The organism is Companilactobacillus jidongensis (assembly GCF_003946575.1).
In the GTDB taxonomy this organism is placed as follows: domain Bacteria; phylum Bacillota; class Bacilli; order Lactobacillales; family Lactobacillaceae; genus Companilactobacillus; species Companilactobacillus jidongensis.
On sequence record NZ_RHOP01000029.1, the window covers coordinates 1 to 24,982 of the forward strand.

Genomic DNA, 24,982 nt, shown 5'->3' on the forward strand with positions numbered 1-24,982 from the left:
TAGAAAGAATGGAAAAAATGAATTTCTAATTTTCTATAATTCTCTGAATAAGAAAGATAAGGAAAAACTTTTATCTATTATTACTAATGTAGAAAAGTATGGTTTGATAACCGCGAGAAAACTTCAGTGGGTCAAAAAAATAGATAATAATCTTTATGAACTGAGGTCCAAAGTCGGAACTAATATTCAAAGAGCAATATACTTCCATATTGAAGATGAAAATTATATAATCACTCACGGATTTACAAAGAAAACACAAAAAACTCCAATAGATGAAATTAATCATGGCAAAGAACTTAGACGAGAATATTTAACAGATAAGGAGAAATAGCGTGAAAAAAGATATAAGTATTGATGAACTACTTGAAATAGAACTTAAGAATCCAGAATTTAAAAGAGGATATGAAGCTGAGAATACTAAGTTAGCGAGTTCAGTTGCCATATATAAGGCACGTGAAGATATGGGATGGACCCAAAGAGAACTTGCTGAGAAGGCTGACGTGCCACAATCGACTGTGGCACGAACGGAACGTGGTAACAATGTAAGTATTGAAACCTTAAACAAGCTTGCTTTTGCAATGGGGAAAAATGTTGAAATAAAAATAAGCTGATTTTTATTAAAATTTGCAAATCAATAAGAGTGGTCATTCGATCACTCTTATTTTTTTACAATTAATAACTAAAATAAGACTTTTTTTGTAAAAGCTTTTCTAGGTTGTTTAATAGCAAATTCATTGTCCACTATAAGTGATAGAATATCTTCACGTTCAAGGAGGATTTAATTTATGAAAATTATCGTGTTAGGCGGATGTGGACATATAGGTTCATATTTGGTCCCTAAATTAGTTAAGTTGGGAAATGAAGTTATTGCAGTAAGTCGTGGTAACCATGAACCTTATACAAAAAATGACGGTGCTTGGAAACATGTTGAACACTTACATTTAGATCGTGTTAAGGATACAGACTTTGCTCAAAGAGTTGCTGAAGTTAATGCAGATATCGTTATCGATTTGATTAGTTTTAAAATTGAAGATACTAAAAAAATGGTTGCTGCCTTAAAAGGAACTAACTTAACCCATTACTTATTCTGCTCTTCAGTTTGGGCACATGGTCGTGCGGAGTCATTGCCAGCTGATCCTAATTGTGCCAAATATCCCTTAGATGATTATGGTAAGAACAAATATGCAGGAGAGTTGTTCCTAAAAGATGAGTATCGTAAAAATGGCTTCCCAGCAACAATCATTATGCCTGGACAAATTTCTGGTCCGGGCTGGACAATTATCAATCCGCTAGGTAACAATAATACTGAAGTGTTTCAGAAGATTGCTGATGGTAAGAAAATTTATCTACCTAATTTTGGTATGGAGACACTTCATCATGTTCATGCTGATGATGTTGCTCAAATGTTTGTTCGAGCCATTCAACATCGTAATCAGGCGATGGGTGAATCATTCCATGCAGTAGCTGATGCTTCATGGACATTGTATGGATACGCAACTGCAATGTATAATCTCTTTGATAAGACACCAAATATTGATTTCTTACCTTGGAATGAATGGTCTAAATACATTGGTAATGATGCAAAAGTAGAACACACATATTATCACATCGCTAGAAGTGGACAATACAGCATTGATAATGCAAAAAAACTGCTAGAATATTCACCTAATCATACGCCACTGGAAACTGTTGAAGAAGCCGTCCAAAGTTATATTGACAGAGGAATAATCAATTGTCTTGAATAATGTGATTATCTATATTTCTGAATTCAGTTTTTTTAGATAATTCGATTTTGAAATCATAGTTCTCATCAAAATGTTGTGCAAAGTAGCCCGAGTATAAAACATCTAAAATTAGCGAAATTGATTCTAATGATGAGAATCCCGCGATTTTTGTATATGAATGCTCTCGCGTTGTGACTCGCAACGATACATCTGCTATGTTAGAAAGCCGATTGTCACCGATGCTTGTAATAGCAATTATTGGAACATGATTTTGTTTCAATATGTCGGTAACAGTAAATAATGGGTCTGATTCACCAGAATAAGAAATAAAAATAGCACAGCAATTTGAATCCATCATTGCTGCTTCTTGGAACATAGTGTTTTGAATTGGGAATGTCTCTGCTTTTGAGCCAATATGTCGCATCTTATGTACGAATTCTTCAGCTTGAAAAATTATATTTGATAATCCGAAGACTCCAATTTTCTTTGATTGGTCAAGTAACTTTATTGCTTGTAACAAATTTTTGGAATCGACAAGTGACAATGTGTCCTGGATACTTTCAATTTTTAGTTGTCCAAGTTTGTTGGAAATACTTATTAGAGAATCATTTCTCGAGAAGGGAATATTAGCATCAATACTTTTAAAATGCTTATGTAAGTATGTTAATTCCTCCACATAAGTATTTTTTAGTTCCAGCCAGCCATTGAATCCTAATTTTTTAGCAATTCTAATTAACACTGATGGAGATGTATAAGTTTCTTTAGCAATTTGTGTGGTTGAGTAATTATTTATGCTCTCTTGATTTTGCTCGATGAAGTTCACAACAATTTGTTCGTTGTTAGAGAAGTTTGTAGAATTAATTTTTTCTTGTAGTAACATTGTAATTCACCTCAAAATTAAAGAGTGACCGACAGGCCACTCTTATTTTATTTCCAATTAATTTTACTGAATATTCGACGTCCCAAGACTTCCCGCATAAACATGAATAATGGCCAGGAGATAAGGAATATGGCAAGGTACATGAAGCTATAACGCCAAATCAAAATACTCTGTAACCCGAAGGCTTTATCCGTGAACATGAATGACAGTAGGAATAGTACAAATGATATTCCGATCATAACCTTCTTACGATTTATCAGTGGGTTACTGATTGAGATCAGTGCGCAGTAGCCAATGATACCAATTGTGAAGACAGACAATGTTGAAGTCGTGTGATAGTTCAAGCCCATATGATTTCCCAGGAAGTAAACGGTACTTATCATTAGAATATTGACTATCGCTGACGGTAGAGCTATTTCCATAACGTTGCGCATGAATCGTCCAGCGGGTGGAGTGTAATTAGGTTCCAGCGCCAAGATGAAGGTAGGAATACCAACGGTCAGGGCGTTGACTGGTGTCAGCTGTGATGGCTCGAATGGATAACCGGTCCCCAAGATGATGAACATGATCGATAAGACGACTGAATAAATTGTTTTGATCAGATACAGGGAAGCAACACGTTCAACGTTATTGATAACTCGACGTCCTTCGTTAAGCATGTAAATCATTGAGTCAAAGTTACGATTCAATAGTACAAAGTCGGCCGTTGCTTCAGCAGCATCACTTTCACCGGCAATGGCAATACTACAATCTGATTGACGCATGGCGAGAACATCATTGACACCATCCCCGGTCATACCGATAGTCAGTCCATTGTCCTGCATAGCTTTGATCAAGTCGGCCTTTTGATTAGGACGTACGCGCCCGAAGACACGATATTCCATGACTAATTTTGTGTAGTCGGTTTCCTCCGCAACTTGGCTCATATCAATATAACTATCATTAGTATCGATACCGGCTTGTTTGGCGACATTAGCAACAGTTACAGGATTATCACCAGAAATTATCTTCAAATTGATACCTTGATTTTTCAAATATGAGAAGGTTGTTGGAGCCTGTTTTCTAACTTCATCAGAAATCTTTAACAATCCGATGAGAGTTTGACTATTGTTAGATTCTTTAAGTACTGCTATGACTCGAAATCCTTGCTCTGCTGCCGTATCAACAACTTTGGCTATAGTTGTACTAGCATCTTTTATGATGAACTCAGGAGCACCCATTAGGTATCTAGAGCCATCAGCGGCAATGAATCCAGAATATTTAGTTTCAGATGAGAAGGGAATTACTTCAATTGATTTTTCACTGAAACTTTCGATCTTTAGTTTTGTGATTGCCTGAGCGGTAGCGTTGGTTTCCTGAGTTACTTCAACGATTTTTGTGGCGATAGCTTGGACTTGTTTTTCGCTGTAATTGTTATAGGATAAGGTATCTTTAACTGTTAATTTGCCTGTTGTGATAGTACCAGTTTTGTCCAGACAGAGGGTATCAACACGCGCTAGAGTTTCAATGGCACTCAGTGAACGAACCAAGATATTTTTCTTGGACAAGTTATAGGCACCGGTTGCCAAAGCAATTGAAGTCAGTACGACTAATCCTTCTGGAATCATGCCGATAACTGAGGCTGATGTTCGCAGAATTGAAGTCGCAATATCACCATTCTTAAGATATGAACGGAAAAACAAAAGAAGTCCGATAGGAATAATTGTATATGTTAGAATCTTAATGATGTTATTGATGATCTTCATCAAGACACTAACTTTACGTTTTTCTTTACCCACGGCATTTGATAGTTGTGATATAAAACTGTGCATACCAACTTGGGTCAGTTGGATCTTAGCCTGTCCAGCTACGACAAAGCTACCGGAATAGACTTCGTCATCGCTAGTTTTGATAATAGTATCAGCTTCACCGGTGATACTTGATTCGTTGGTTTGCAAGCCATTAGAATAACGAACGATACCATCGGCGGGAATAGTGTTTCCACGTTTCAATAGAACGATATCGTCTTCCACTAAGTCATCAATAGTGACATCGATTTGTTTGCTGTCACGAATGACTGGGAAATCTTGTTCATTGACCAGACTGATTTTATCGACGGTAAGTTTAGAACGAATCTCTTGATAACTTCCAATAATGATATTAGCGATTACCGGACCTAAGAAGAATAAGTTACGATATGAACCGGTCCAGAATATCAAGATGGCAATCACTAAGTTGACAAAGTTAAACAGTGTAAATAAGTTGTCAGCCAATATTTTTGGAATTGGACGTGACAATTTTTTGATTTGAATATTAGTCAGACCGGCAGCTGTCTTTTCGCTGACTTCTGGGCTGCTCAATCCGCTATTAATATCTGTGAATGTTTCGGGCCTTTTTACTTTTACCATATACACACCTGCGACAATATTTGATAGATGTTATAATTGTTTCTACGTATTAAATTTAACACTAACATAAAAGGATGAAATTAATTTGAACAATTTATTTTTCGATTTAGACGGAACTATTATTAATTCCGAACAAGGAATTATGAAGAGTTTGAAATATATGTATAAAACAGTCTATGGATATGTTCCACATGACGACGATACTCTACGTAAGTACATTGGACCAACGCTAGGTGCTTCGTTCAAAAAGTACGACGATCTAGAATTGAATGATCCTAAGGCACAAGAATTATTTAATACTTTTAAGGAATACTATGCCATTGATGGTTGGCAGCAATATCAAGTATATGATGGTATTGTGGACATGATGAAGGAATTGAAAGATGGTAACAAAGAAGTATTCATTGCGACTTCAAAACCTGAAATATTCGCCAAAAAAATCATCGATCAAATTGGTTTGAAACCATATATTAGACACGTCTTTGGTGCCAGTGAAGATGAACAAACTCGCACTCTTAAAGCAGACGTGATAGCATATGGTATCAACAAAACGTCAGTAGACTTAAATTCTGACAACTTAGTTATGGTTGGGGACCGTAGCAGTGACATTGTGGGGGCACACAAGAATAATCTCAAGGCCATCGGGGTAACTTACGGCTTTGGTACACAGGATGAATTAAGTAAAGCTCATTCTGAATGGATTGTGAATACACCGCAAGACATTGCAAAACTAGCTATGGAGAAGTAGTCAATCATGAGTAAATCATTATCATACAATCGCCACGGAGTCACCTTAGTCTTATTATCAATTTGTTTGATGATAATCGTCTTTTTGGGAATAACTTTGTCGACAGTATTTAATCGAGATTACGTTAAAAAAGTTGTTAGCAGTGATGCTAATGTCTCTTTGATACGGAGTTATACTAACCAAAAACTTGGACGATTGGTCAATAATTATTCAGAAGTCGGCAGCCTTTCGGCAGCTGATTTGAGCAAAAAAGATATAAAAAAGATTATCAATGCATCTGTGGACGATGTATATAATGATGATACCAAACTTACCATTGGTGATGTTATTTTGCAGACCATCGGTGATAACCTCAAAAAAGAGGCTAAAGCAAATGGCCTGAATATCGATTCGCAAATCGATTCTGCGGTTAACAGCAACAAAGGTATAATGGATCAAATTATTCAAGATGATATTGGGCCGATCGAACAAGTTTTGTCTGAATTACAAACACTCAAAAAAGTCATTAAGTTGACAATGATTATATCAGGTTTAGTTTTTGTTTTATTAGCCTTACGACTATGGTCCAAGGTTAAATCAAGTATGATGTTTTTCCATCACATTGGAACAGTTGGTATTGTGACTTCCATTCTGCTGGCATTCTTGTTGGCAGGGACGTATTATCCGCTTCAAGGTCTCATCGCAAGCAATATAGAGTACAATTTGCGCGATGTTTTGTATAATATTCTCAACGGTATATTCCTAAGTTATATATCTATCGTCTTCATGCTGTTTATTTTGAGCATACTAGATTGGGGAAGTACCACTAAATACAAATATAGATAGTAGAGGTGCGTGCACATGAAAATTGAACTTACAAGTGAAGCAAAGAACAAATTACAATCATACGTTGACACTGGAAAAAATATCATCTTGGATCTAGATGATGGATTAGGACGTTTTTCAGGTGAAGGTGACTGTGCTTTGATCACTAAGTTTAGAATCATTGCAGTGAGTGCCGATGAAGATATGTCTGATTATACGATCACTCTTGATAGCGACATTGGTAAGATTTACTACAAACAAAGTGCCGAAGACTTCATTGACGACGGATTGAAGTTGGAAGTAAATCCTAAGACACAATTGTTGGTATTGAAGAACTCCAAGGAGATCATCGATAATAGTGTCAATATTATGGACTATGATATTGTGAAGGCAAACAAATAATGGCAAGAATTGAAATGACAAGTGAAGTAAAAGCAAAGCTACAACCGTACGTTAATGAAGGTAAAGTACTATTATTAGACCTCGACAATGGTTTGGGACCATATTCTGAAGAAGGTAATTGTGCTTTGGTAACAAAGTTCAGATTTATTGCGATCGATCCTGACACATCTAAGTCAGATTATGAAATTACTTTGGATAGTGAGCTTGGACCAATTTATTTCAAGAAGATTGCTGATGACTATATCCAAAAGGATATGCAATTAGAATTGAATCCTAAAACACACATGATTGTATTCAAGAATGCGCGTGAACTCGTTGACGGTGCTGTGAATATTGTTGATTGGGATGCTGTTAAGGCTAACACTGTTACTATGGGTGGCGGCTGTTAAAGTTTTATGGACTGATAATCTTTATGGTTATCGGTCTTTTTTTATGTTTTTTCCTCCGATTGAGGTCAGAATTGATTGCTGTGAGGACCGGTCCCAGCCACGGTCTGGAACCTCGCTTTTAAACTTTGCATAGTTCGCAAATTTCAAAAGTCGCCCAGTTATGTAAGAACGGGAAAATCGCCTTTCTAACATAACTGCCACTGCTCTCAATCTCCGGATTGTGAGTGGAATTGGGATAAAGTATGTGGAGTCAATGGTTTTTGTGTATGTGTCAGATGAAGAAAAAATAGTTGGAATATATAATATAGCCGGAAGCCGAAAGGGATGAGCCAGGCAGTTGCGGTGGTGTAGAACGGAGGGTTTCCGTTCGTACAGCATGGATGTCTTTTGAAATCCGTGTTTTTGCGGAGTTCAAAAGCAAGATTTCAGACCTTGGCTGAAATCGGTCCAACAGCAGGCTCAGCTCTTTCAGCTGGAGGCGGCCCAAAAAAAGAGACCTGCAATATCTGCAAGTCCCTGTTAGTTATTCTTTCAAATCATCAACATCAGTTAGTGAAGCTAAATTATCTTGTTTAGTTACAGCGTTTTTATCAATAGTAACCTTGAACCAATTTACGAAACCATGATCAAATTCAACTACTTTGAACTTGAAATTATGCATGGTGAATTCGAAATCCTTATTGATATTAGGATATTTTTCAAGGATGTAACCACCGATAGTTATAATATCTGATTCTTGGAATTCCGGCATATCAGTTTTGAAGTAACGTTCGAAATCATAAAGTGTTGTTTTACCAGATACGTTGTAGCTGTTATCATCATTTTTAACGATATATTCATCAGAGACATCATCGATTTCGTCTTTGACAGTACCGAATAATTCTTCATAAATATCTTTATCAGTAACGATACCACTAGTACCACCATATTCATCAACAACGACTACGATAGGTGTTTGTTTCTTGATCATCTTAGATAATATATCTTGAATTGGCATTGTTTCGGGAACGGTATTAACTGATCTCAAGATACGGCTGATGCCGATTTCGCCGTCAACTTGGTTCTGGCGGACGATGTCGTATGCGTAGACGTAACCCAAGACTTTATCCTTATCATTGTCGGCAACAACAGGAAATCTAGAAAATCCTTGTTGCAAATAATCTTTTAAGACATCCTTAACCTTGTCTGTGATGTCAACGACATACAAGCTAGTACGATCGACCATGATATCTTTAGCAACTTTATCATTCAATTCAAAAGCACGTTGCATGAAGACAACATCATTTTGATCCATGTCACCGCCCTGAACGGCTGACTTAGAGAGACGAAGGATTTCTGATTGAGAAAAAACTTCGTTTTCAGAATCGGCTGGCTTCAATCCCATTAATCTGACGATTCCAGAAGCTGAAACGTTTAATAGCCAAACGAATGGATAAACGGATAAGTGGAGAATATGCATAGGTGTTACAGTTAACATTAACATCTTTAGTGGCATATCGATTGAAACGTTCTTTGGTACAATTTCAGTTAGGACAACCTCTAAGTATGTTAGTAAAAGAACACCAATAACTGATCCTAGAGCATGGAGACCGCCACTACCGTTTGATAGGTGGATCATCCCGAAGAAGTCGACTAAGAGGTATTCGATAGTACCTTCACCGATCCAACCTAAAATAATACCTGCAATACTAGTACCAACCTGTGTGGTCGACAGATATTCGTTTAGATTATTGACCATCATTAGTGCACGTTTTAATTTCTTAGGATTTCCTTCACCCTTTGAAATAGCATCTTCCAATTGACTTGGACGTGTTTGTACCAAAGCAAATTCGGCAGCCACGAAGAAGAATGCGAAGACAAACGTAATTAGAATTATGATTAAATTAGTTGTTATAGTGGAACTTGACAATATATCATTTCCCCTTTTCTTTAGTAAGAAGAATTATACACCTAAAGTGGTACAATCTATCTTCAGTATAACAATAATTTTGACAAAATATAGTGATTACTGACTATATCAATGCATCAACTGTGATTTGGTGGTTGAAAGTGTGGCACTTTATTTTTATAATTAAAAGAATAGAGACAAATCGGGGGAAATACTTTTGAGTAAAGCAAAGAGCAGTAAATTTTTAACTCCTGCTAAAGCAGCGGAAAGTTTGGGGATCAGCGTCGCTACATTACGTAAATATTCATTGATCGTTGAACATACTACAGGTAATACGGATTACTTCGAACGTAATAGTCAGAATAATCGTTTGTATACAACTAAGAATATGGAAGACTTCAAGCAAATGGTTGAACTAGGTCACAGACCAAAGATGACTCTAGACTCAGCTGCTAAGCAAATATTCCCAGTAGCTAATGATAGTACTGAAGAAACTGATAGTAGTGATGTTGAAGTTGCTCAACTAAAGAAAACGCTTGAAGACCTTAGAGCTAATGAAGACAAAAAAAATCAAACAATCGCTGACTTAAAGCAACAATTGGCAGATGCTAAAGAAGAAAAAGACAGCTTACAAAGTCAATTTGACCGTTATAAAGAAGATAGTGAAAAGAACCAAGACGTTGTTATCAAAGAAAAAGTTAATGAACAAGTCCATGAAGATAATGATAAGAGCGGACATTGGTGGAATCGGTTCGTGAAGTAGCTGGGGTTGTCTTTCGCAACTACCAAACACTAACAATTAGCGCATTCAAAAAACTGAATGCGCTTTTACTATGCAAACTTATTTTAAATGAACGAACATTACCGTATACTATTTAATGGCGAAAAAAATCTAGGAGGATTTATTTTGAAATTAGCAATGATTGGACTCGGCAAGATGGGTATCAACTTGACTGAGAATTTAATTAGAAATAACAATGAAGTAGTAGCATTCGATTTGAATGAAGATGCTAAGAAGAGTGCAACAAAACTTGGTGCAACTGTTGTTGATAACTTGGAAGATGCAGTGAAGAACTTAGATGCTCCACGTATCATCTGGGTTATGTTACCAGCTGGTAAGCCTGCAAACTCAACAATTGACAAATTAAGTGAATTGCTAGATCAAAATGATATTGTGATCGATGGTGGAAATTCATTCTATGAAGATTCACTTAAGCACAATGAAATTCTTAAAAATAAAGGTATTAAATTCTTTGACGTTGGTACATCAGGCGGTATGAGCGGTGCTAACCATGATGGTAACTTCATGATCGGTGGCGATGACAAAGAATTATTCAGTTACATCGAACCCATTTTTAAAGGTATTGCTGAAAAAGATGGTTATTTATACACAGGTAAAGCCGGAAGTGGTCACTATTTGAAGATGGTCCACAATGGTATCGAATACGGTGAAATGCAAGCTATCGCTGAAGGATTTGATGTATTATCACACAGTCCTTTTGACTATGACAATGAAGCTGTGGCTAAAGTTTGGTCACACGGATCAGTTATTCGTGGATGGCTAATGGAATTAGTAGAAAATGCTTTCTCTAAGGATCCTAAGTTAGATGAAATCAAAGGTGTAATGCACTCATCCGGTGAAGGTAAGTGGACATTGGATGAAGCCTTGAAGCTACAAGTACCAACACCAGTTATCGCAGCCGCATTGATGATGCGTTATCGTTCATTAGAGAACGACACAATGTCAGGTAAAGTCGTTGCCGCACTCCGTAATGAGTTCGGTGGACACGATATGGATAAGAAATAGAACTTAGATAATCGTTACGTTAAACATAAGTCAACAAGTCAAAAACTGGGACAGTAAAAACTCCCAGTTTTTTTGTGCTATTCTATAATAATTGGGGTGAGAAAATGCAAAAAATAAAAACCTTCCTAATTATTTTTATAGGGGCTTTCATCGGAAGTAATCTTCGTTATGGAGAGAGTTTATTGTTAAAATCAAGCAATGGGTTTCCTTATGGGACCTTAGTTGCTAACTTAAGCGGAGCATTAGTTCTGCCATTTTTGATTCATTATTTGCAAGACCGCTACCACCTATCATCCAAAATTATTTTAGCTTTGAGCACAGGATTACTAGGATCATACACAACTTTTTCCACATTCACAGCGGACACATATCGACTATATCAATCGGGAAGTTGGATGATGTTAATAATTTATTTGACGATCACGATTATCGGTGGATTCATCTGTGCATTGCTCGGTAATTATTGGGCGGCGACTCGTGCGTTCATTGATTATGCTGGAAGGAGAAATAATTAATGACATTTTTGTTAGTTGGTTTTGGCGCCAGCATCGGTGCATTTTTCCGCAATGAACTAACGGCGCTATCACAAAAAATTAAATGGGATTTTCCGGTTATAACTTTGTTGATAAATATCTTTGGCGCTTTATTATTAGGAATATTCACAGCACATGTCCATGCGGGTGGATTATTATTGTTTTTAGGAACTGGATTTTGTGGTGGATTCACGACTTATGGCACGTTGAATATGGAATTGAGCCAGTTGTGGTTCCAGCGAAGATTTTTCAGATGTTTCTTATATTTTGCTTTAACGTATATTATTGGTATATTAGGATTTATAATTGGTATTCACTTATAAGAAGGTAAATTATGAAAAATAAAAGTATTTGGAATGAAAGTAATCAACCTAATTTAATTAATTCAACTAAATTGTATTTTCAAGATATGTTTATTGGTGCCAAGCGTATGAGCCGTGCCGACTTTTGGTGGGGATTATTAGGAATGACCATCATCGCAACCGTTCTAATAGGGTTATTCGGTTGGTTAGTGACGGTCATGCCAATCAATGATTTTTATTGGAGTGCTGTTTGGTCGATCGCCATGGTTATGACATTAGGATATTATTTGATTTCGATCTGGACAGCTTCGATTCGCAGATTGCATGATCGTAATTTACGCGGTTGGTGGATGTTAAGCATTGTTTTACCAGGTATTGGTGAACTGATAATGGTAGTTCTAGCATGCTTACCACAACGTAATGAAAATAATAATTGGGCAAAATTTGTGGAGGATGATCAATATGTTTAATAAGAACAAAGAAGAAGAACGCTTTGATGTTAAATCAGCTAAGTCAAATGGAGCACAGATAATGGACGTTATTACTGACAAAACAACCAGTGTCCAATATATCTTGGGCGTATATCCTGGCATGGGGTCTGGAATGACGGTGCTTGTGGATAAAGATGGTAAGCCGTTGTTAAATCCAGAATATCTATAACAAAACGGACCCGCAATTTTGCGAGTCCGTTTTTTAGAGCATGAAATGTGCAAATATTTTGGAACCATGTTATAACATGTTATACGAGATTGGAGGCATCAACATGATGAATTTGTCTGGTAAGGAAATAAAAGTACGTAAGGTTGGTAATTCAGAGGGGATTATTCTACCTAAGGAGTTAATAGCAGGTAACAAAAGCTATAGAATTTATTCCGATGAGGAAGGGGTATTAACATTAATACCCGACCGAAAGAGTGTTTTTGATAATCCGAAATTTAGTAAAAAGGATTTCGCCATACCTAGTGATGAAGGGCCAACTATATCAGAAAGTGAGTTGAACGATTAGTGTATCCGCAAAAAGGCGATATTATAATGATTGATTTTGATCCACAGCGCGGAAATGAGATAATGAAAATAAGACCTGCACTTGTAGTATCAAGTTCTAAATATAATAAGTACACTAACAGAGTGGCTGTAATGCCAATTACACATGCTAGATCTAGAGTGAAAGTCCCTAGTTTGATTAAGTATACTGGTAAAAATATTGATGGATACATAGATACACTTCAATTGTATACATTGGATTATGGTGCCAGAGGCTGGGATTATGTCGAACATGTTCAGAACAGTATTATAATAAAAACTATAAATGCAATTCAAACTGATATTTTAGGAATATTTGGATGAAAAACGGACCCGCAATTTTGCGAGTCCATTTTTTTACCACCATAATTTGATTAATGCTTGTGTACCATCATTACCGAGATTTTTGTCATCAACTAATTTTTCATACAATGCTTTGGCTTGTTTAGTAGCAGGCAAATCAAGTCCCATTTTTTCACTTTCGTCTAGTGCTATTCGTAGATCTTTTAAGAAATGTTTTGAATAGAATCCTGGCTTAAAGTCACCTTCAAGAATACGAGGGCCGTAGTTATCAAGACTCCAGTTGTTGGCACTACCGCCGCTAACGGTCTTCAAAATGGCATCCATATCTAGTCCGGCGGCTTTGGCGTAGACGAACATCTCTGTCATACCTGTCATTGTTCCAGCAATCATGATTTGGTTAGCCATCTTAGCATGTTGACCAGCCCCATATGAACCGAAGTAGTGATTGGTTTGGCCAATAATTTCAAAAATTGGAACTAGTTGGTCGAAGGCTTCTTTTGATCCACCGACCATGATCGTTAGCTTACCGTCACGAGCACCGACATCACCACCAGATACAGGTGCATCTAATGTTTTAACATTTAATTTTTCAGCTTTTTCACCAATTTCTTTGGCAAGTGTAGGTGTACTTGTTGTCATATCAACGATGGTCTTGCCAGTGGTTAATCCAGCAAAGATACCATTGTCCTTGAAGTAGACATCTTTGACATCTTGTGGAAATCCGACCATGGAGAAGATAATATCCGAGTTTTCAGCAACTTCTTTGGGGCTAGCAAACCACTTAGCACCCTTCTTTAGTAGAGGTTCTGCCTTTGATTCTGTACGAGTATAAATATTCACTTCATAGTCAGATTTGAGCAGATTATTGATGATTCCGGAACCCATAACACCAGTTCCAATGAAACCTAATTTTTGCATAAATGAGAAGCCTCCTGTGTTTTATTTATTAGTTTCATTATAGCCCATTAATAAAGGTAGGCTTTTGTGTTTGCCTGATATATAATCAAAATTAGAAGTCTAAAGATGTAGGGGTGATTCCATGGAATTCATCAAAAACTATTATAAAAGTATTCTGGCAGCGTTACTCTATGGAGTGAGCTCCGCATTAGGTATTCAATTGCTCTTGCAGCCGGCAAAAATCTATACTGCTGGAGTCATGGGTGCCTCGCAGTTGATCGTTAACTTGATTGAGCAGTTTTCTCATACTAATACCCAAGTTTATTTTTGGTATGCCATTTTAAATATTCCATTGGTATTGGTATCGTGGTTCAAGTTAGGTAAAAAATTTACCATTCTATCGATTATAGCTATCGTAGCAGCATCGGTCTTCATTCTATTCGTACCACTACATCCAATCACCAACGATCCCATGCTTGCCGCAATATTCGGTGGAATCATGACTGGAATTGGTATTGGTGTTTGTTTCAGAGCTGGATTTTCGACTGGAGGTACCGATATTATCGCTCTAATTGTTCAGAAGAGTACCGGACGAACGGTTGGTCAAGTCAGTTTTGTTGTTAATGCTGTTATCATTACTATTGCCGGCATCGTCTTTGGCTGGGAATTGGCGTTGTACAGTATTGTTTCAATCTATGTATGTAATATGATTGTGGACAAAATGTATTTACAACAACAGAAAATCACCGTTGTGGTTTATTCACACAAGGTTGATGAAATGTCGAAGGAATTAATGAAGTCAATCAATCGTGGCATCACGCTTGACCATACCCTTACGGGAGCATATTCTGGTGAACCAATTGGTTCTCTGACGATGGTATTAACCAAATATGAACTGTTCTTCGCTAGAAGAATAATTTTGCAGATAGACGAGGATGCGTTCATAAATATTCAGCCTACGGTTGCAATTATGGGTAAATTTAACGATAATTAAAGTAATTATGAAAGAGCTTTCATTGAAGCTCTTTTTTGATTCCGAAAATACTATATTGCATGTCAGGGAGAAATTAATTATGAAATTTCAACATTTAAAACATAATTCGAATATTATCGAAAAAAAGAAAATGTATCTATTAGTTAAAAATCGAATAGTTGTATCTTGCCTTGTTATTGGTGGTTTAGCGTTAATTGGCACTGGTGGAACTATTGTTCAAGCGTCTGATAATAGCAGTACCACATCAGTTAGTCAAAAAGATACGGTATCTGATGATTACTTTGATGGAATGACCGGTGATGACGGATGGAGTTTTTCTAAAATTTCTTGGTATGTCTATGAAATCAATGGATCAAGCGACAATGTTCTATTAAAATTGGGTGATAGTGATTCAGATAATGTAAACGTAGCTGTGAGTTCTGTTGGAACAGGTAATTTTGATTGGAGTAATTACTTTGATAAAATCACATCAATAGAAGTCGTCGGTGGAATAAAAACAGCCGATGTACAAACAGATCTATTTTCAAGTATGCCTAATTTAAAGGCCGTGACAGGTCTGGATAGGCTTGAAACATCCGGTACTAAGGATTTTACAAATATGTTTTTTAATGATTCGGGATTGGAATCATTAGATTTATCCAAATTAGACATGTCGACTATACAAACTGTTTCAAGCATGTTTAAGAATGATACTAGTTTGCAGTCACTAGATTTGTCTGCACTGAATATGTCCAAAGTTAAAACGGCTGTCAGTATGTTTTTGGGCGATAAAAGTTTAACATCTGTAAAATTTCCCAGTAATATGAATGCTTTGGAAAATGTCTCAGATATGTTCAATGGTGACTCGAGTCTCGAATCATTAGATTTATCCAATATAGATATGTCTAATGTTGTTAATAGTCATGATATGCTCAGTTGGACACAACTATCCTCATTAACGTTGAGTCCAACGAGTGTTATAACTGATTCTGGACTTTCGAATAGCACAACATATACGGAAAATGGCAAGACTTATGTAGGAACTGGCTGGCAAAACAAGGATGATCCAACACAAGTGGTTGACGCAACGACACTCATGAATATGTATTCGACAGGAAATCAACCGTCCAAAACAATCACATGGATACCAGCTAATGTGAAAGAACAGACAAACTATTATATTCAATATGTTGATAGTAAAACTGGAGACAAAATTTATAGCGATACTAGTAATACGTACCCAGGAAGTGCTGGTGATTCAGTAAACTTCGCAACTATTGCTGCTGGTAAATACACGCTGTCACAAATAGGCCATCCACAAGCTGGATATTCAGCCGATTCAATCTTGAATGATTCAGGCAAGATTGTAAGTGATGGCAATGGTGGTTATGATGTGGAAGCTGAAGTTGAACCATTAGATCCTGTAGATATTTCAGTAACTCAAACAGTTGGAAGTGATACTCCAACGACGGATTCATTCACGATCCCAGTCAACGACGCATCTTACAGATATTCAAATATAACTGAACCGTCAAATGGAACGATTGATTTGAATAAATCGACAATAAAAATTGGCGATGCGGATGCCGTTTCTTTTAAGGATTATGGCAATGGCAGTGACCTGAATGCAGTTCTTTCTAATGCAATAAGTCAACAGACTTCAAGTAATAATGGCATGTTTGGTGATACTGCTGCTGGCACTACTCCGATAACGATTAATACCATATATACTAAGAAAAGTACTGGCGGGGGTGGCTCAAGTTCTGGTAATGAAAATACCGGCACTGCCAACAAAGTAACTCAAACTGTTGGAACCACAACCAAAGTAGTTAGTGTATATGATAAAAAAGGTAAACTAATAACAAATAGAGCACTAGGGAAAAATACTGGGTGGATAAGCGACCAAGAATATACACTAGACGGTACATTATATTACCGTGTAGCAACTAATGAATATGTCAAAGCAAGCGACGTATATGTCTATGTTGCGCAGAAGAATGTTGTTCGTGTTCATGATGATCAAATTGGTTATTTGGTTGATGCTAAAGGAAATAAGATCAGCAATCGAGCATTGAAGTCATCAACTGATTGGGTTTCAGATCGATATACTATGATCAATGGTGAAAAATATTATCGTGTAGCAACAAATGAATTTGTTAATGCATCATATGCTTCAATTGTCTAACTGTTGTATAAAAGAGGCCATAATGGCCTCTTTTTTTATAAAAATATTTGTTAATTAAAGTGTATTATTAAGGTATACATTTAGGGGGTTGGGGAATATGAGATTTCAACAATTAAAACGTGATCCTAACGCTGTAGTACGAAAAAAGTTATATAAATCTGGGAAGAATTGGGCAGTTAAAGCAACATTAGCCTTTGCTGGAGGAATAATGTTGATTGGTGGATCATCATTGGTTGTAAAAGCTGATCCAATACCAGCTATACAATCAGGATCGGTGGATACTCCATCTGATGGAAATGTTACGCCAGCTGTCGAACATGGGACTGATGTTTCTAATGTGGCTCAAGTTCCTGCACAAACTGGTGCTACACAACCAGTTACTACACAACCAGTTACTGTTGCTACTAAAGCTACGGATGATACTCCAGTTACTAATTACATACATTATTTGAAGCCTGATGGAACTCCTTTTTTGAAGGATGATGGTAGTCCTGTAATTCAGACTGCTGTGGCACCAGTCGGGACTAAATATTCTCCTGCGGGATTATCTAGAATAGTTGGGCATGTTGTTCCAGGATATTCTGATTATTCAGTTACTGATGTACCTTATACGGATATAGGTGGTAATGGCTATGTGATTATTGGTGCCGATGGGAGTTCGTGCAATGTCACCGTTCCAGAAGTGAGCGGTAATGAAAAATTAAATATTTCTGAGCAAAATGAAGATGGTACAGATGCAAACGGAACTAATTCCAACAAGCAAATAGAAGTACCTGTCAATGAAGTAATAGATTCACCGTATAATGCTGATGACTATGTTTCAGGAAGAACGTTAGATCTTGATACGTCAACTGTTCAAGTAGTAAGAAATGATGGAAGTAATGCTGATTACATGTATTCATTCAATGGCCTTATGGTTTCTAATGGTGAGTGGGATTATGGATTAAAAACAAATTTAAATGAATTTGTTTCCTCGTATTTGGAATATATAAGACAACCTGGTCAAGCTAACGATGACGACGGACTGAATACTATAAATATGATTGCAAGATATAAAGATGATACTTTATCGGATGACAAAGTTAAATTTATTGTTGAATTTGATGATGCGGATGATGGACATGTCGTTTATACAACACCAGAGGACCAACCTTTCGCTGGTCTTGCCGGAACTGTTCCTAACGTTGTATATGGTGATGATCATGACGTCAGAAATAAAGTTCAATCACTGAAACCACTAGATTATGATTCTAGATATAAAACTGTACCAGGATACACGAACAATACGGTTATATTCAGAAATCGATTAACAGATGATACTGAAAATATTCAAACTTATCATGTGTACGTCCAAAAATTAAAACCTGCTAGATTAGAATTCCATGCAATAGATGAAAATGGTAAATTGTTGTATTCGAAGGTATTTACTAAAGAATTATATACTACAGGATTTGACCATGCTTATACTTATGATGGTAATGGGAAATTACTAAGTTCAAAGGAAATTAATCCTATTACGAACTTATACAATAAAGATGATGGGACTATTAATGCCTCGGAAATGGCTGAATTCAAAAAGAATTATTTCTATGATGAATGGATAACAAATAGAAAATTAGATTTGGACAATCCTAGATCAGCAGAGTGGTATGCATATGGTAATCCTAGAGTTTATAATGGCTCGCTTGAAGATTTATATGGTTCTGATATTACTTTAGATAGTTTGATGGATGAATATAGCGATCATATATCTGCTGGTGATGACTATAGAGCAGATAGCGCTACATATGTTGACCTTGTGTACGATACACCGTCTAATCCTTCAAGCAGTGGTTCATCAAGTTCAGGTGAAGATGTAGATGATGATACTGGAACAACAGTTAAAAAGAATCAGACTGTAGCTACAACGACAAAGATTGTTAGTTTGTTTGATAAGAATGGTGAATTAGTTACCAACAGAGCACTAGGAATCAACACTGGCTGGTATAGTGATGAAGAATATACGTTAGATGGTGTCATGTATTATCGTGTATCAACTAATGAATTCGCCAAGTCGAGTGATGTTTACGTATATATTGCTCAAGATCCAACCTTTGTCAGAGTTTATAATAATGAGAATGGTGATTTGATCAACTATGCTGATTCAGCACTTAACCGTAGTTTGAAGCCAAGTTCAGAGTGGAGAACTGACAGAATTGCCATTATAGATGGACAAGATTACTATCGCGTTGCCACAAATGAATTTGTACCGGTTGGCGAAGTGTATGAGTATTCATATTCAGATATCAACGTAACGACTGATTCTGTAACGCCTGTTTATGATGAACGTGGAGTTAAGTTGAATGTCACACTTCCCGCTAATGCAACCTACAAAGTTGATCGTGTTGTTACTATTAATGGTGTTAAGTATTATCGTGTAGCAACAAATCAATTTATTAAAGCAAACTAAAAAGGAAGCCCATGGGCTTCCTTTTTTGTCTAATTAGTTAAATGCACCATCAATCGGCGTATCACCACTAGCAATATTGTATTCTTTACCTATTGTATTAGGATTCTTGATAATTGCGGCTAATGACTTCGCAACGTCAATTCTTGGAATACTTCCTGATTCATCATCACCCAGCAATTTAACTTTGCCAATTGTTTCGTCATCAGTCAATGCGCCGGGGTGAATAATTGTGTAATCTAAGTCGGTTCCACGAAGGTGTTCATCAGCGTAGTGTTTAGCAATCATATAGGACTTGATCCCTGAAGCATCCCACTTGTCACGATTGTCACTGAAGATTGAACTTACCATAATATAACGTTTGATGCCTAGTGCTTCAGCGACCATCATAGTCTTAACTGCACCATCAAGGTCAATTTGTAATGTCATATCGTAACCAGCACCACCGGCACCGGCTGAGAAGACAATGACATCAGCACCAGAATCTTTGATCGACTTGTGGATATCCTCAAGTGAAGCTGTTAAGTCGATGAACTGAGTAGGTATATTGTTAGCCTCAAACGCATCAATTTGAGCTTGACTACGTAGACCAGCGACAAAATCGATATTTTTAGATTGTAATTCACCAATTAGTAGATGTCCGACTTTTCCGTGAGCACCAATTATTAGGACTTTCATTGATATAATTCCTCCTTTTGATATGTTACCGTTATGGTAACCATACCAATATTAATTATATTTTGCCACTGATATGAATTTGTCTATAATATTAGGTAAATCAGGGGGAGGGACTATATTGAAAATATTAGGAATCTTAGCATCCCACCAAGAGCATGGGATTAACGCCAAGCTTTTGGATGCTGTTCTGAAAAATGTTGATTCTGGAGTTGAAACGGAAACAATTTTTCTCGAAGATTATGACATCACACCACACAAGTATCATGAAAAAAACGAAATGCTCGATAAATTATCCGGTAAGTTAGCCGAGAGCGACGTTTGGGTCTTCTCTGCACCAACTTATTGGCGTGAACTATCTGGAGTTTTGAAGAACTTCTTTGATTGCATGCGGCCGAAGTTGGTTTATTTCAAGGAGAATGGCGACACGATACCTGGCCAGTTCAAAGACAAACATTACTTGAGTATCACATCTTGCTATGTTAGTACATTAGAAAATTTTGTAACGGGTGTAACTGATGATACTTTCAAGACGATTGATCGTGTTATGTCAGCGGCTGGGGTTATTAAAACTGGCGAGATAGTTTTGCCGGGAACGTTTGGAATGAAAGAAGTACCCGAAAGTAAGTTGAAGTTGTGCGCCAAGTACGGACACAAGATTTCTCAACGTAAACGAAAGGACGATTCAACATTGAAAAGATATATTCAGCTATTCTTCATGATTGCTGTGATGGCGCTGATCACCATGGGAATTCAGTTACCTCTAAAACAATTGATGCCCGCTAATTTCTGGACAGATTATATAAGTTTTACAATTATTTTCTTTGTATTGTTAGGATCTATTTTGCACTTTGTAACGTTCGTCAAACATCGAAGAAGGTAATTGCGTAATTTGTGATTCGGTGGGTTATATTATGAGCACAATAAAAGCCGACTATTAGCCGGCTTTTTGTTTAGTTCATTTGATCTACTTGATCCAAAACTTTATCGTAATTTGGTTCGTTAGTTTGTACCTTTAAGATTTCTGAGTAAATGATTTGTTTATTTGTATCCACAACCCAGACTGAACGTGCTAAAATACCTAAATCGGGAATTAATAGGTTGGATTTCTTACCGAAGTCTTGGTCAATATCTGATAACATCTTCATGTTTTCAACGCCTTCAGCTGCACACCAATGTGATTGTTCTTCAACAGTATTTTTTGAGATAGTCACAAAATTGATTTCGCTATGTCCGCCAACTTCTGTATTGAAGTGTTTTGTTTGAATACTGCAGACACGAGTGTTAATGTCAGGGACAACACTGATAAGAAGTGGTTTGTCTAGTAAACTGTCGAGATTGACCTTATTGCCATCCTTGTCGAGTGCAGTGAAGTCGGGGAACTTGTCACCTACAGATAGTGGAGTGCCAATAGTAGTAACTGTGTTACCTTTGAATTCTAGATCCATAAAAATTCACACCTTTCCGATAGTTTCCGTGTTAATGATTCCATTATAGTTTAAAATGGATTGAAGTCCTAAGAATAAGATTGAAGGTATTGTTTTGGGGAAAAACCTAATTTATAAGCGCAGATCGATTCGCTCATTCAGTGACGAAGAAGTATCTGATAGTTTAATAGAAGAAATAATTAAAGATGCCAGCCACGCTCCATCATGGCAGAACTCTCAACCTTGGCATGTTTATGTTGCTAAAGATGGAGTTCTAGATCGAATCAAAGCATCATATAAAAGTGCACATAAAAATAATTTACCAAGTGAACCTGACTTGACGACACCGCATCGGGCTGATCGCTCTGAATTGTCATTGGCTAATATTGACCGTTGGAGTGACGCGGTTAAAAATGCTGTTGGAGATGAAGGTACGAGTGATCCAGAGTTTCAAGAAGCTAGAACTGATTTGTACCACGCACCAGCGATTGCGTTCTTGACTGCTAGTAATAAGGCAAGTGAATTCACGCTCTTTGACCTAGGTTCTTTTGGACAAACCTTGATGCTTTCGGCAGCAAGTTGGGGGATCGGGACCATACCAGCTTATAGTTTGGTAGCTTATCCTGATATTTTGAAAAAAGAATTACTGATACCTGATAATCAAGAGCTAGTTGTCGGTATTGCAATGGGCTATCCTGACGATAGCAAGTTGAATTGTATCAAGACTGACCGTACCAGTGTTGATAATATATTGGATATACGAAAATAAGCGACTGGGAAATTTTCCCAATCGCTTATTTCTATTCCAACATCTTCTTAATAACCGGAATCTTACCAAGTTCACCAATTTTATCACTCGGTACAACAACTGTATTAGTAGGAGAGTTAGCTAGTTCTTTAAAAGCTTCAATACTTTGGTTCTCAAAGTATCCATCTTTTGCTTCGTCAAGGATCTTATTCATTTGAGAAATACGATAATTTTCAGCGTCAGCACGTGTGCGTGTAGCCTTGGCTTGTGCTTCAGCAGTCGCAATCAAAGCATCGTTCTTAGCTTTGGTCGTGAGTTCAATACTTTTAGCTTCACCTTCAGCTTTAGCAATGGCGGCAATACGCTCACGATCGGCCTTTAATTGTTTATCCATTGAATCTTGAATTGAGGTCGATGGCTTCAATTCGTCAATATTGATACGATCAACGTTGATACCATAGGTATTAGTTAAATCACCAATGGCCGAAGCTAGTTCTTGGTTGATTTTTGAAGTGGAGCCGAGAGCTTCATTCAAATCCATTCTACCTATAATATCACGCAAGTGACCACGAACGAGTTGCGACATTGACTCTATGGAGTCTGTATTTTCGTATTTATACTTCACAGCATCGGTTGTGTGATAATTTAACGTCAAACTAGCACGAACTTCAGCGTTATCCTTAGTGATAATTGAATAGTCAGGAAGACGTAATGGGTTCATCGCCAAGCTGACTGAATAAATTCTTTCTATTATAGGTACATAGAAGTGCAGACCGGCGTCAACACTGTGGTGGTATTTACCCAGTAATTCCACCAGACCCTTATGATTTTGATGAACAATTTTTATCCCAAACATGATTTAATCCATCCTTTGTTATTTTATTAATTGCAAGGTGAGGATATTACCAGTTGCTCCAAGGATTGTATATAAACCTGTAGGATCAACTGGAGTGGAGTCAGCGATAATGTAGCGATAGTAAATACCGCTGACACTGACTAATCCACTGTCCGTTAGAATTTCGCTTCCTTTGATTGTTTGTCCTACAAATTGGCGATTCTCGAAGGTTGTTTCTTTTGTGTTCTGTTTCAAAAGATGCACAATATACTTATTGACACTTCGATTATCAGCCTCAGCCTTTTCGGCAACTTTTTGGTAGAGCTCCTCATCCAATCTTAGTAAGAATTTTTTCTCTGCCATATCTTTATGATATCATCTTGATATGATTAGTGTTAACAAAATTAATTAATTGAGGAAGATCAGATGCATTTAGTTGGGAATAAGATAATAATACGTAATTTTCAAGAAGGTGATTTCGATTCCTTCTATAGATTAGTTAAGAACAAACGTAATCATGAACTGTCAGGAATGGAATATTCCGAGGATATCAATGAAGCTCAGCATATTTTTGATCGGTATTTGAAACTAGAAACTTCTTATTGTATAGCGTTGAAAGATAACTCATTAATGGTAGGGATTATTGAGCTCAATGAACGTGGTATGACGAGTGGTTTGGAGTTGACCAGAGAACTCGGCTTTATAATAGAAGAAAAATATCGTCATCAGCACATTGCAAATGAGGCAGTTGAGTTGATGATCAAATATAGTTTTGATGAATTAAAGCTGACAGAATTGTGGGCAGCGGCCGAAAAGCACAATATTGCCCCACAAAAACTACTTGTCAAACAAAATTTCAAATATGTTTATGAAGCAAACCAGGATTTTAGCATATTGGACAATACCGATAATCTAATCGAGTACTACTTACTCAAACGGTAGTGTCACTTCTTGTAAGAAATTCTTAACAAATCCGAACTTGCTGGGAAGAAATAGATGATAAACTAGTAGTCGGTAAGGAGATAATAGACTGATTTTGATGAGAGGTTTTTCGATATGAAAAAAAGACAAAGAACTAGTAAAAGTCTTTCATTGAAAAAGCGAATAGTCGGTTATTTTGCAATTGCCGTAATTGTTCTAGGAGTTGTTGGTGGCTTTGGCGTTAACCACGTTATCGCTGAGTCTACTAATAGCTCCGGGGGCGTAGCTAGATCTGAAGCCGTTGTTGCCAACACTGATGATTCATTGGATGGTGGCGGTGGTTCTAATGCTAATGTGCTAGTAAACAGTGATAACACCGGAGAAAACACAGGATCTACAGCAACTAAAGATGTAGATTATACCCCATCGGTAAATGTAAATAACATGTCATCTTATCCGCAAACGGGAGATGCGCATGAGTATGGATATGTTATTATGGGCTTTTCAATTCTGATTGGTCTGTTCGCTTTTTATATGAAGAAGATCCACCGTTTCACAACTGATTAAGGGTTACAAAAAAGTTCAGATTTCGAAAATTCACTTTACAGAATATGAAGTGTACGCAACGGAAAATCTGATAACATAGTAACCGTAATCAAGAAGAACTTAAAAAAATAATTTTTCT

At 36.9% G+C, this 24,982-nt stretch carries 30 protein-coding genes; 22 read left to right on the forward strand and 8 right to left on the reverse strand.

Annotation, left to right across the window (positions count from 1 at the left end):
- From EKM68_RS12975 to EKM68_RS12985, 3 genes are all read left to right on the forward strand, one after another.
- Positions 1 to 331: type II toxin-antitoxin system RelE/ParE family toxin (locus EKM68_RS12975; RefSeq protein ID WP_164509457.1), on the forward strand; the 331-nt coding region annotated here is incomplete at its 5' end.
- Between the two features lies 1 nt (position 332).
- The gene (locus EKM68_RS12980; RefSeq protein WP_125591222.1) at positions 333 to 611 is read left to right on the forward strand and encodes a helix-turn-helix domain-containing protein; all 279 of its coding nucleotides are present in this window, start codon (positions 333 to 335) and stop codon (positions 609 to 611) included.
- A gap of 174 nt (positions 612 to 785) precedes the next feature.
- Positions 786 to 1,745 (forward strand): NAD-dependent epimerase/dehydratase family protein, encoded by a 960-nt coding sequence (locus EKM68_RS12985; RefSeq protein WP_125591223.1) that lies wholly within the window; start codon positions 786 to 788, stop codon positions 1,743 to 1,745.
- Here EKM68_RS12985 and EKM68_RS12990 read toward each other — a convergent pair.
- Both EKM68_RS12990 and EKM68_RS12995 read right to left on the reverse strand, forming a co-directional pair.
- Positions 1,729 to 2,604 carry a MurR/RpiR family transcriptional regulator gene (locus EKM68_RS12990; RefSeq protein WP_125591224.1) on the reverse strand — a complete coding sequence of 292 codons (876 nt, stop codon included), beginning with the start codon at positions 2,602 to 2,604 and terminating at the stop codon, positions 1,729 to 1,731. The genes EKM68_RS12985 and EKM68_RS12990 overlap by 17 nt on opposite strands.
- A 47-nt stretch (positions 2,605 to 2,651) precedes the next feature.
- The gene (locus EKM68_RS12995) at positions 2,652 to 4,991 is read right to left on the reverse strand and encodes an HAD-IC family P-type ATPase (RefSeq protein WP_125591225.1); all 2,340 of its coding nucleotides are present in this window, start codon (positions 4,989 to 4,991) and stop codon (positions 2,652 to 2,654) included.
- Positions 4,992 to 5,076: 85 nt separating this feature from the next.
- Here EKM68_RS12995 and EKM68_RS13000 point away from each other — a divergent pair, with 85 nt between their 5' ends.
- Genes EKM68_RS13000 through EKM68_RS13015 form a run of 4 tightly spaced genes read left to right on the forward strand, consistent with a single transcriptional unit; the run spans position 5,077 to position 7,334 of the window.
- On the forward strand, positions 5,077 to 5,739 hold the full coding sequence (locus EKM68_RS13000) for an HAD hydrolase-like protein (protein ID WP_125591226.1): 663 nt from the start codon (positions 5,077 to 5,079) through the stop codon (positions 5,737 to 5,739).
- 6 nt (positions 5,740 to 5,745) lie between these two features.
- Complete coding sequence (locus EKM68_RS13005; RefSeq protein ID WP_125591227.1) at positions 5,746 to 6,564, forward strand: hypothetical protein; 819 nt, start codon at positions 5,746 to 5,748, stop codon at positions 6,562 to 6,564.
- A gap of 15 nt (positions 6,565 to 6,579) precedes the next feature.
- Positions 6,580 to 6,945: an iron-sulfur cluster biosynthesis family protein gene (locus tag EKM68_RS13010; RefSeq protein WP_125591228.1), complete on the forward strand. Its 366-nt coding sequence runs from the start codon at positions 6,580 to 6,582 to the stop codon at positions 6,943 to 6,945.
- Positions 6,945 to 7,334: an iron-sulfur cluster biosynthesis family protein gene (locus EKM68_RS13015; RefSeq protein WP_125591229.1), complete on the forward strand. Its 390-nt coding sequence runs from the start codon at positions 6,945 to 6,947 to the stop codon at positions 7,332 to 7,334. The genes EKM68_RS13010 and EKM68_RS13015 overlap by 1 nt, the downstream gene beginning before the upstream one ends.
- A 523-nt stretch (positions 7,335 to 7,857) precedes the next feature.
- Here the strand turns inward: EKM68_RS13015 and EKM68_RS13020 are convergent.
- Positions 7,858 to 9,243 (reverse strand): hemolysin family protein, encoded by a 1,386-nt coding sequence (locus EKM68_RS13020; RefSeq protein WP_125591230.1) that lies wholly within the window; start codon positions 9,241 to 9,243, stop codon positions 7,858 to 7,860.
- Between the two features lie 196 nt (positions 9,244 to 9,439).
- Here EKM68_RS13020 and EKM68_RS13025 point away from each other — a divergent pair, with 196 nt between their 5' ends.
- From EKM68_RS13025 to EKM68_RS13060, 8 genes are all read left to right on the forward strand, one after another.
- Positions 9,440 to 9,985 (forward strand): hypothetical protein, encoded by a 546-nt coding sequence (locus EKM68_RS13025; RefSeq protein ID WP_125591231.1) that lies wholly within the window; start codon positions 9,440 to 9,442, stop codon positions 9,983 to 9,985.
- Between the two features lie 144 nt (positions 9,986 to 10,129).
- Entirely contained in the window at positions 10,130 to 11,029 is a 900-nt protein-coding gene (gnd, locus tag EKM68_RS13030; protein WP_125591232.1) for a phosphogluconate dehydrogenase (NAD(+)-dependent, decarboxylating), read from the forward strand.
- 104 nt (positions 11,030 to 11,133) lie between these two features.
- On the forward strand, positions 11,134 to 11,544 hold the full coding sequence (gene crcB, locus EKM68_RS13035) for a fluoride efflux transporter CrcB (protein ID WP_125591233.1): 411 nt from the start codon (positions 11,134 to 11,136) through the stop codon (positions 11,542 to 11,544).
- Positions 11,544 to 11,885: a FluC/FEX family fluoride channel gene (locus EKM68_RS13040; protein WP_125591234.1), complete on the forward strand. Its 342-nt coding sequence runs from the start codon at positions 11,544 to 11,546 to the stop codon at positions 11,883 to 11,885. Before crcB ends, EKM68_RS13040 begins: the two co-directional genes overlap by 1 nt.
- Before the next feature lie 11 nt (positions 11,886 to 11,896).
- Positions 11,897 to 12,334 carry a DUF805 domain-containing protein gene (locus EKM68_RS13045; protein WP_125591235.1) on the forward strand — a complete coding sequence of 146 codons (438 nt, stop codon included), beginning with the start codon at positions 11,897 to 11,899 and terminating at the stop codon, positions 12,332 to 12,334.
- Positions 12,327 to 12,524 carry a DUF6440 family protein gene (locus tag EKM68_RS13050; protein WP_125591236.1) on the forward strand — a complete coding sequence of 66 codons (198 nt, stop codon included), beginning with the start codon at positions 12,327 to 12,329 and terminating at the stop codon, positions 12,522 to 12,524. The genes EKM68_RS13045 and EKM68_RS13050 overlap by 8 nt, the downstream gene beginning before the upstream one ends.
- A 103-nt stretch (positions 12,525 to 12,627) precedes the next feature.
- Positions 12,628 to 12,870, forward strand: coding sequence for an AbrB/MazE/SpoVT family DNA-binding domain-containing protein (locus tag EKM68_RS13055; protein ID WP_125591237.1), 243 nt, complete (start codon positions 12,628 to 12,630; stop codon positions 12,868 to 12,870).
- Entirely contained in the window at positions 12,870 to 13,211 is a 342-nt protein-coding gene (locus EKM68_RS13060; protein ID WP_125591238.1) for a type II toxin-antitoxin system PemK/MazF family toxin, read from the forward strand. The genes EKM68_RS13055 and EKM68_RS13060 overlap by 1 nt, the downstream gene beginning before the upstream one ends.
- Positions 13,212 to 13,244: 33 nt before the next feature.
- On the opposite strand, the gene EKM68_RS13065 is transcribed toward EKM68_RS13060, so the two are convergent.
- Positions 13,245 to 14,108 (reverse strand): NAD(P)-dependent oxidoreductase, encoded by an 864-nt coding sequence (locus tag EKM68_RS13065; protein WP_125591239.1) that lies wholly within the window; start codon positions 14,106 to 14,108, stop codon positions 13,245 to 13,247.
- A 121-nt stretch (positions 14,109 to 14,229) separates the two neighbouring features.
- Here EKM68_RS13065 and EKM68_RS13070 point away from each other — a divergent pair, with 121 nt between their 5' ends.
- From EKM68_RS13070 to EKM68_RS13080, 3 genes are all read left to right on the forward strand, one after another.
- A complete protein-coding gene (locus EKM68_RS13070; protein ID WP_125591240.1) occupies positions 14,230 to 15,081 on the forward strand; it encodes a YitT family protein in 852 nt (283 codons plus the stop codon).
- Positions 15,082 to 15,160: 79 nt separating this feature from the next.
- Positions 15,161 to 17,245 carry an SLAP domain-containing protein gene (locus tag EKM68_RS13075; protein ID WP_164509458.1) on the forward strand — a complete coding sequence of 695 codons (2,085 nt, stop codon included), beginning with the start codon at positions 15,161 to 15,163 and terminating at the stop codon, positions 17,243 to 17,245.
- A gap of 97 nt (positions 17,246 to 17,342) precedes the next feature.
- Positions 17,343 to 19,694: an SLAP domain-containing protein gene (locus EKM68_RS13080; protein ID WP_125591250.1), complete on the forward strand. Its 2,352-nt coding sequence runs from the start codon at positions 17,343 to 17,345 to the stop codon at positions 19,692 to 19,694.
- A 33-nt stretch (positions 19,695 to 19,727) separates the two neighbouring features.
- Here EKM68_RS13080 and EKM68_RS13085 read toward each other — a convergent pair whose 3' ends face one another.
- A complete protein-coding gene (locus tag EKM68_RS13085) occupies positions 19,728 to 20,369 on the reverse strand; it encodes an SDR family oxidoreductase (protein ID WP_125591242.1) in 642 nt (213 codons plus the stop codon).
- A 118-nt stretch (positions 20,370 to 20,487) separates the two neighbouring features.
- On the opposite strand from EKM68_RS13085, the gene EKM68_RS13090 reads away from it, so the two are divergent.
- Positions 20,488 to 21,249 carry a flavodoxin family protein gene (locus tag EKM68_RS13090; protein ID WP_125591243.1) on the forward strand — a complete coding sequence of 254 codons (762 nt, stop codon included), beginning with the start codon at positions 20,488 to 20,490 and terminating at the stop codon, positions 21,247 to 21,249.
- Between the two features lie 70 nt (positions 21,250 to 21,319).
- On the opposite strand, the gene tpx is transcribed toward EKM68_RS13090, so the two are convergent.
- A complete protein-coding gene (gene tpx / locus EKM68_RS13095) occupies positions 21,320 to 21,814 on the reverse strand; it encodes a thiol peroxidase (protein ID WP_125591244.1) in 495 nt (164 codons plus the stop codon).
- A gap of 94 nt (positions 21,815 to 21,908) precedes the next feature.
- Here tpx and EKM68_RS13100 point away from each other — a divergent pair, with 94 nt between their 5' ends.
- On the forward strand, positions 21,909 to 22,562 hold the full coding sequence (locus EKM68_RS13100; protein ID WP_164509459.1) for a nitroreductase: 654 nt from the start codon (positions 21,909 to 21,911) through the stop codon (positions 22,560 to 22,562).
- A 31-nt stretch (positions 22,563 to 22,593) separates the two neighbouring features.
- On the opposite strand, the gene EKM68_RS13105 is transcribed toward EKM68_RS13100, so the two are convergent.
- Entirely contained in the window at positions 22,594 to 23,397 is an 804-nt protein-coding gene (locus EKM68_RS13105; protein WP_125591246.1) for an SPFH domain-containing protein, read from the reverse strand.
- Positions 23,398 to 23,415: 18 nt separating this feature from the next.
- Entirely contained in the window at positions 23,416 to 23,739 is a 324-nt protein-coding gene (locus EKM68_RS13110; protein WP_125591247.1) for a toxin-antitoxin system HicB family antitoxin, read from the reverse strand.
- A 63-nt stretch (positions 23,740 to 23,802) separates the two neighbouring features.
- Between EKM68_RS13110 and EKM68_RS13115 the strand changes: the two genes are divergently transcribed.
- A complete protein-coding gene (locus EKM68_RS13115) occupies positions 23,803 to 24,318 on the forward strand; it encodes a GNAT family N-acetyltransferase (protein WP_125591248.1) in 516 nt (171 codons plus the stop codon).
- A gap of 114 nt (positions 24,319 to 24,432) precedes the next feature.
- On the forward strand, positions 24,433 to 24,864 hold the full coding sequence (locus tag EKM68_RS13120) for an LPXTG cell wall anchor domain-containing protein (protein WP_125591249.1): 432 nt from the start codon (positions 24,433 to 24,435) through the stop codon (positions 24,862 to 24,864).
- Positions 24,865 to 24,982 lie beyond the last annotated feature (118 nt).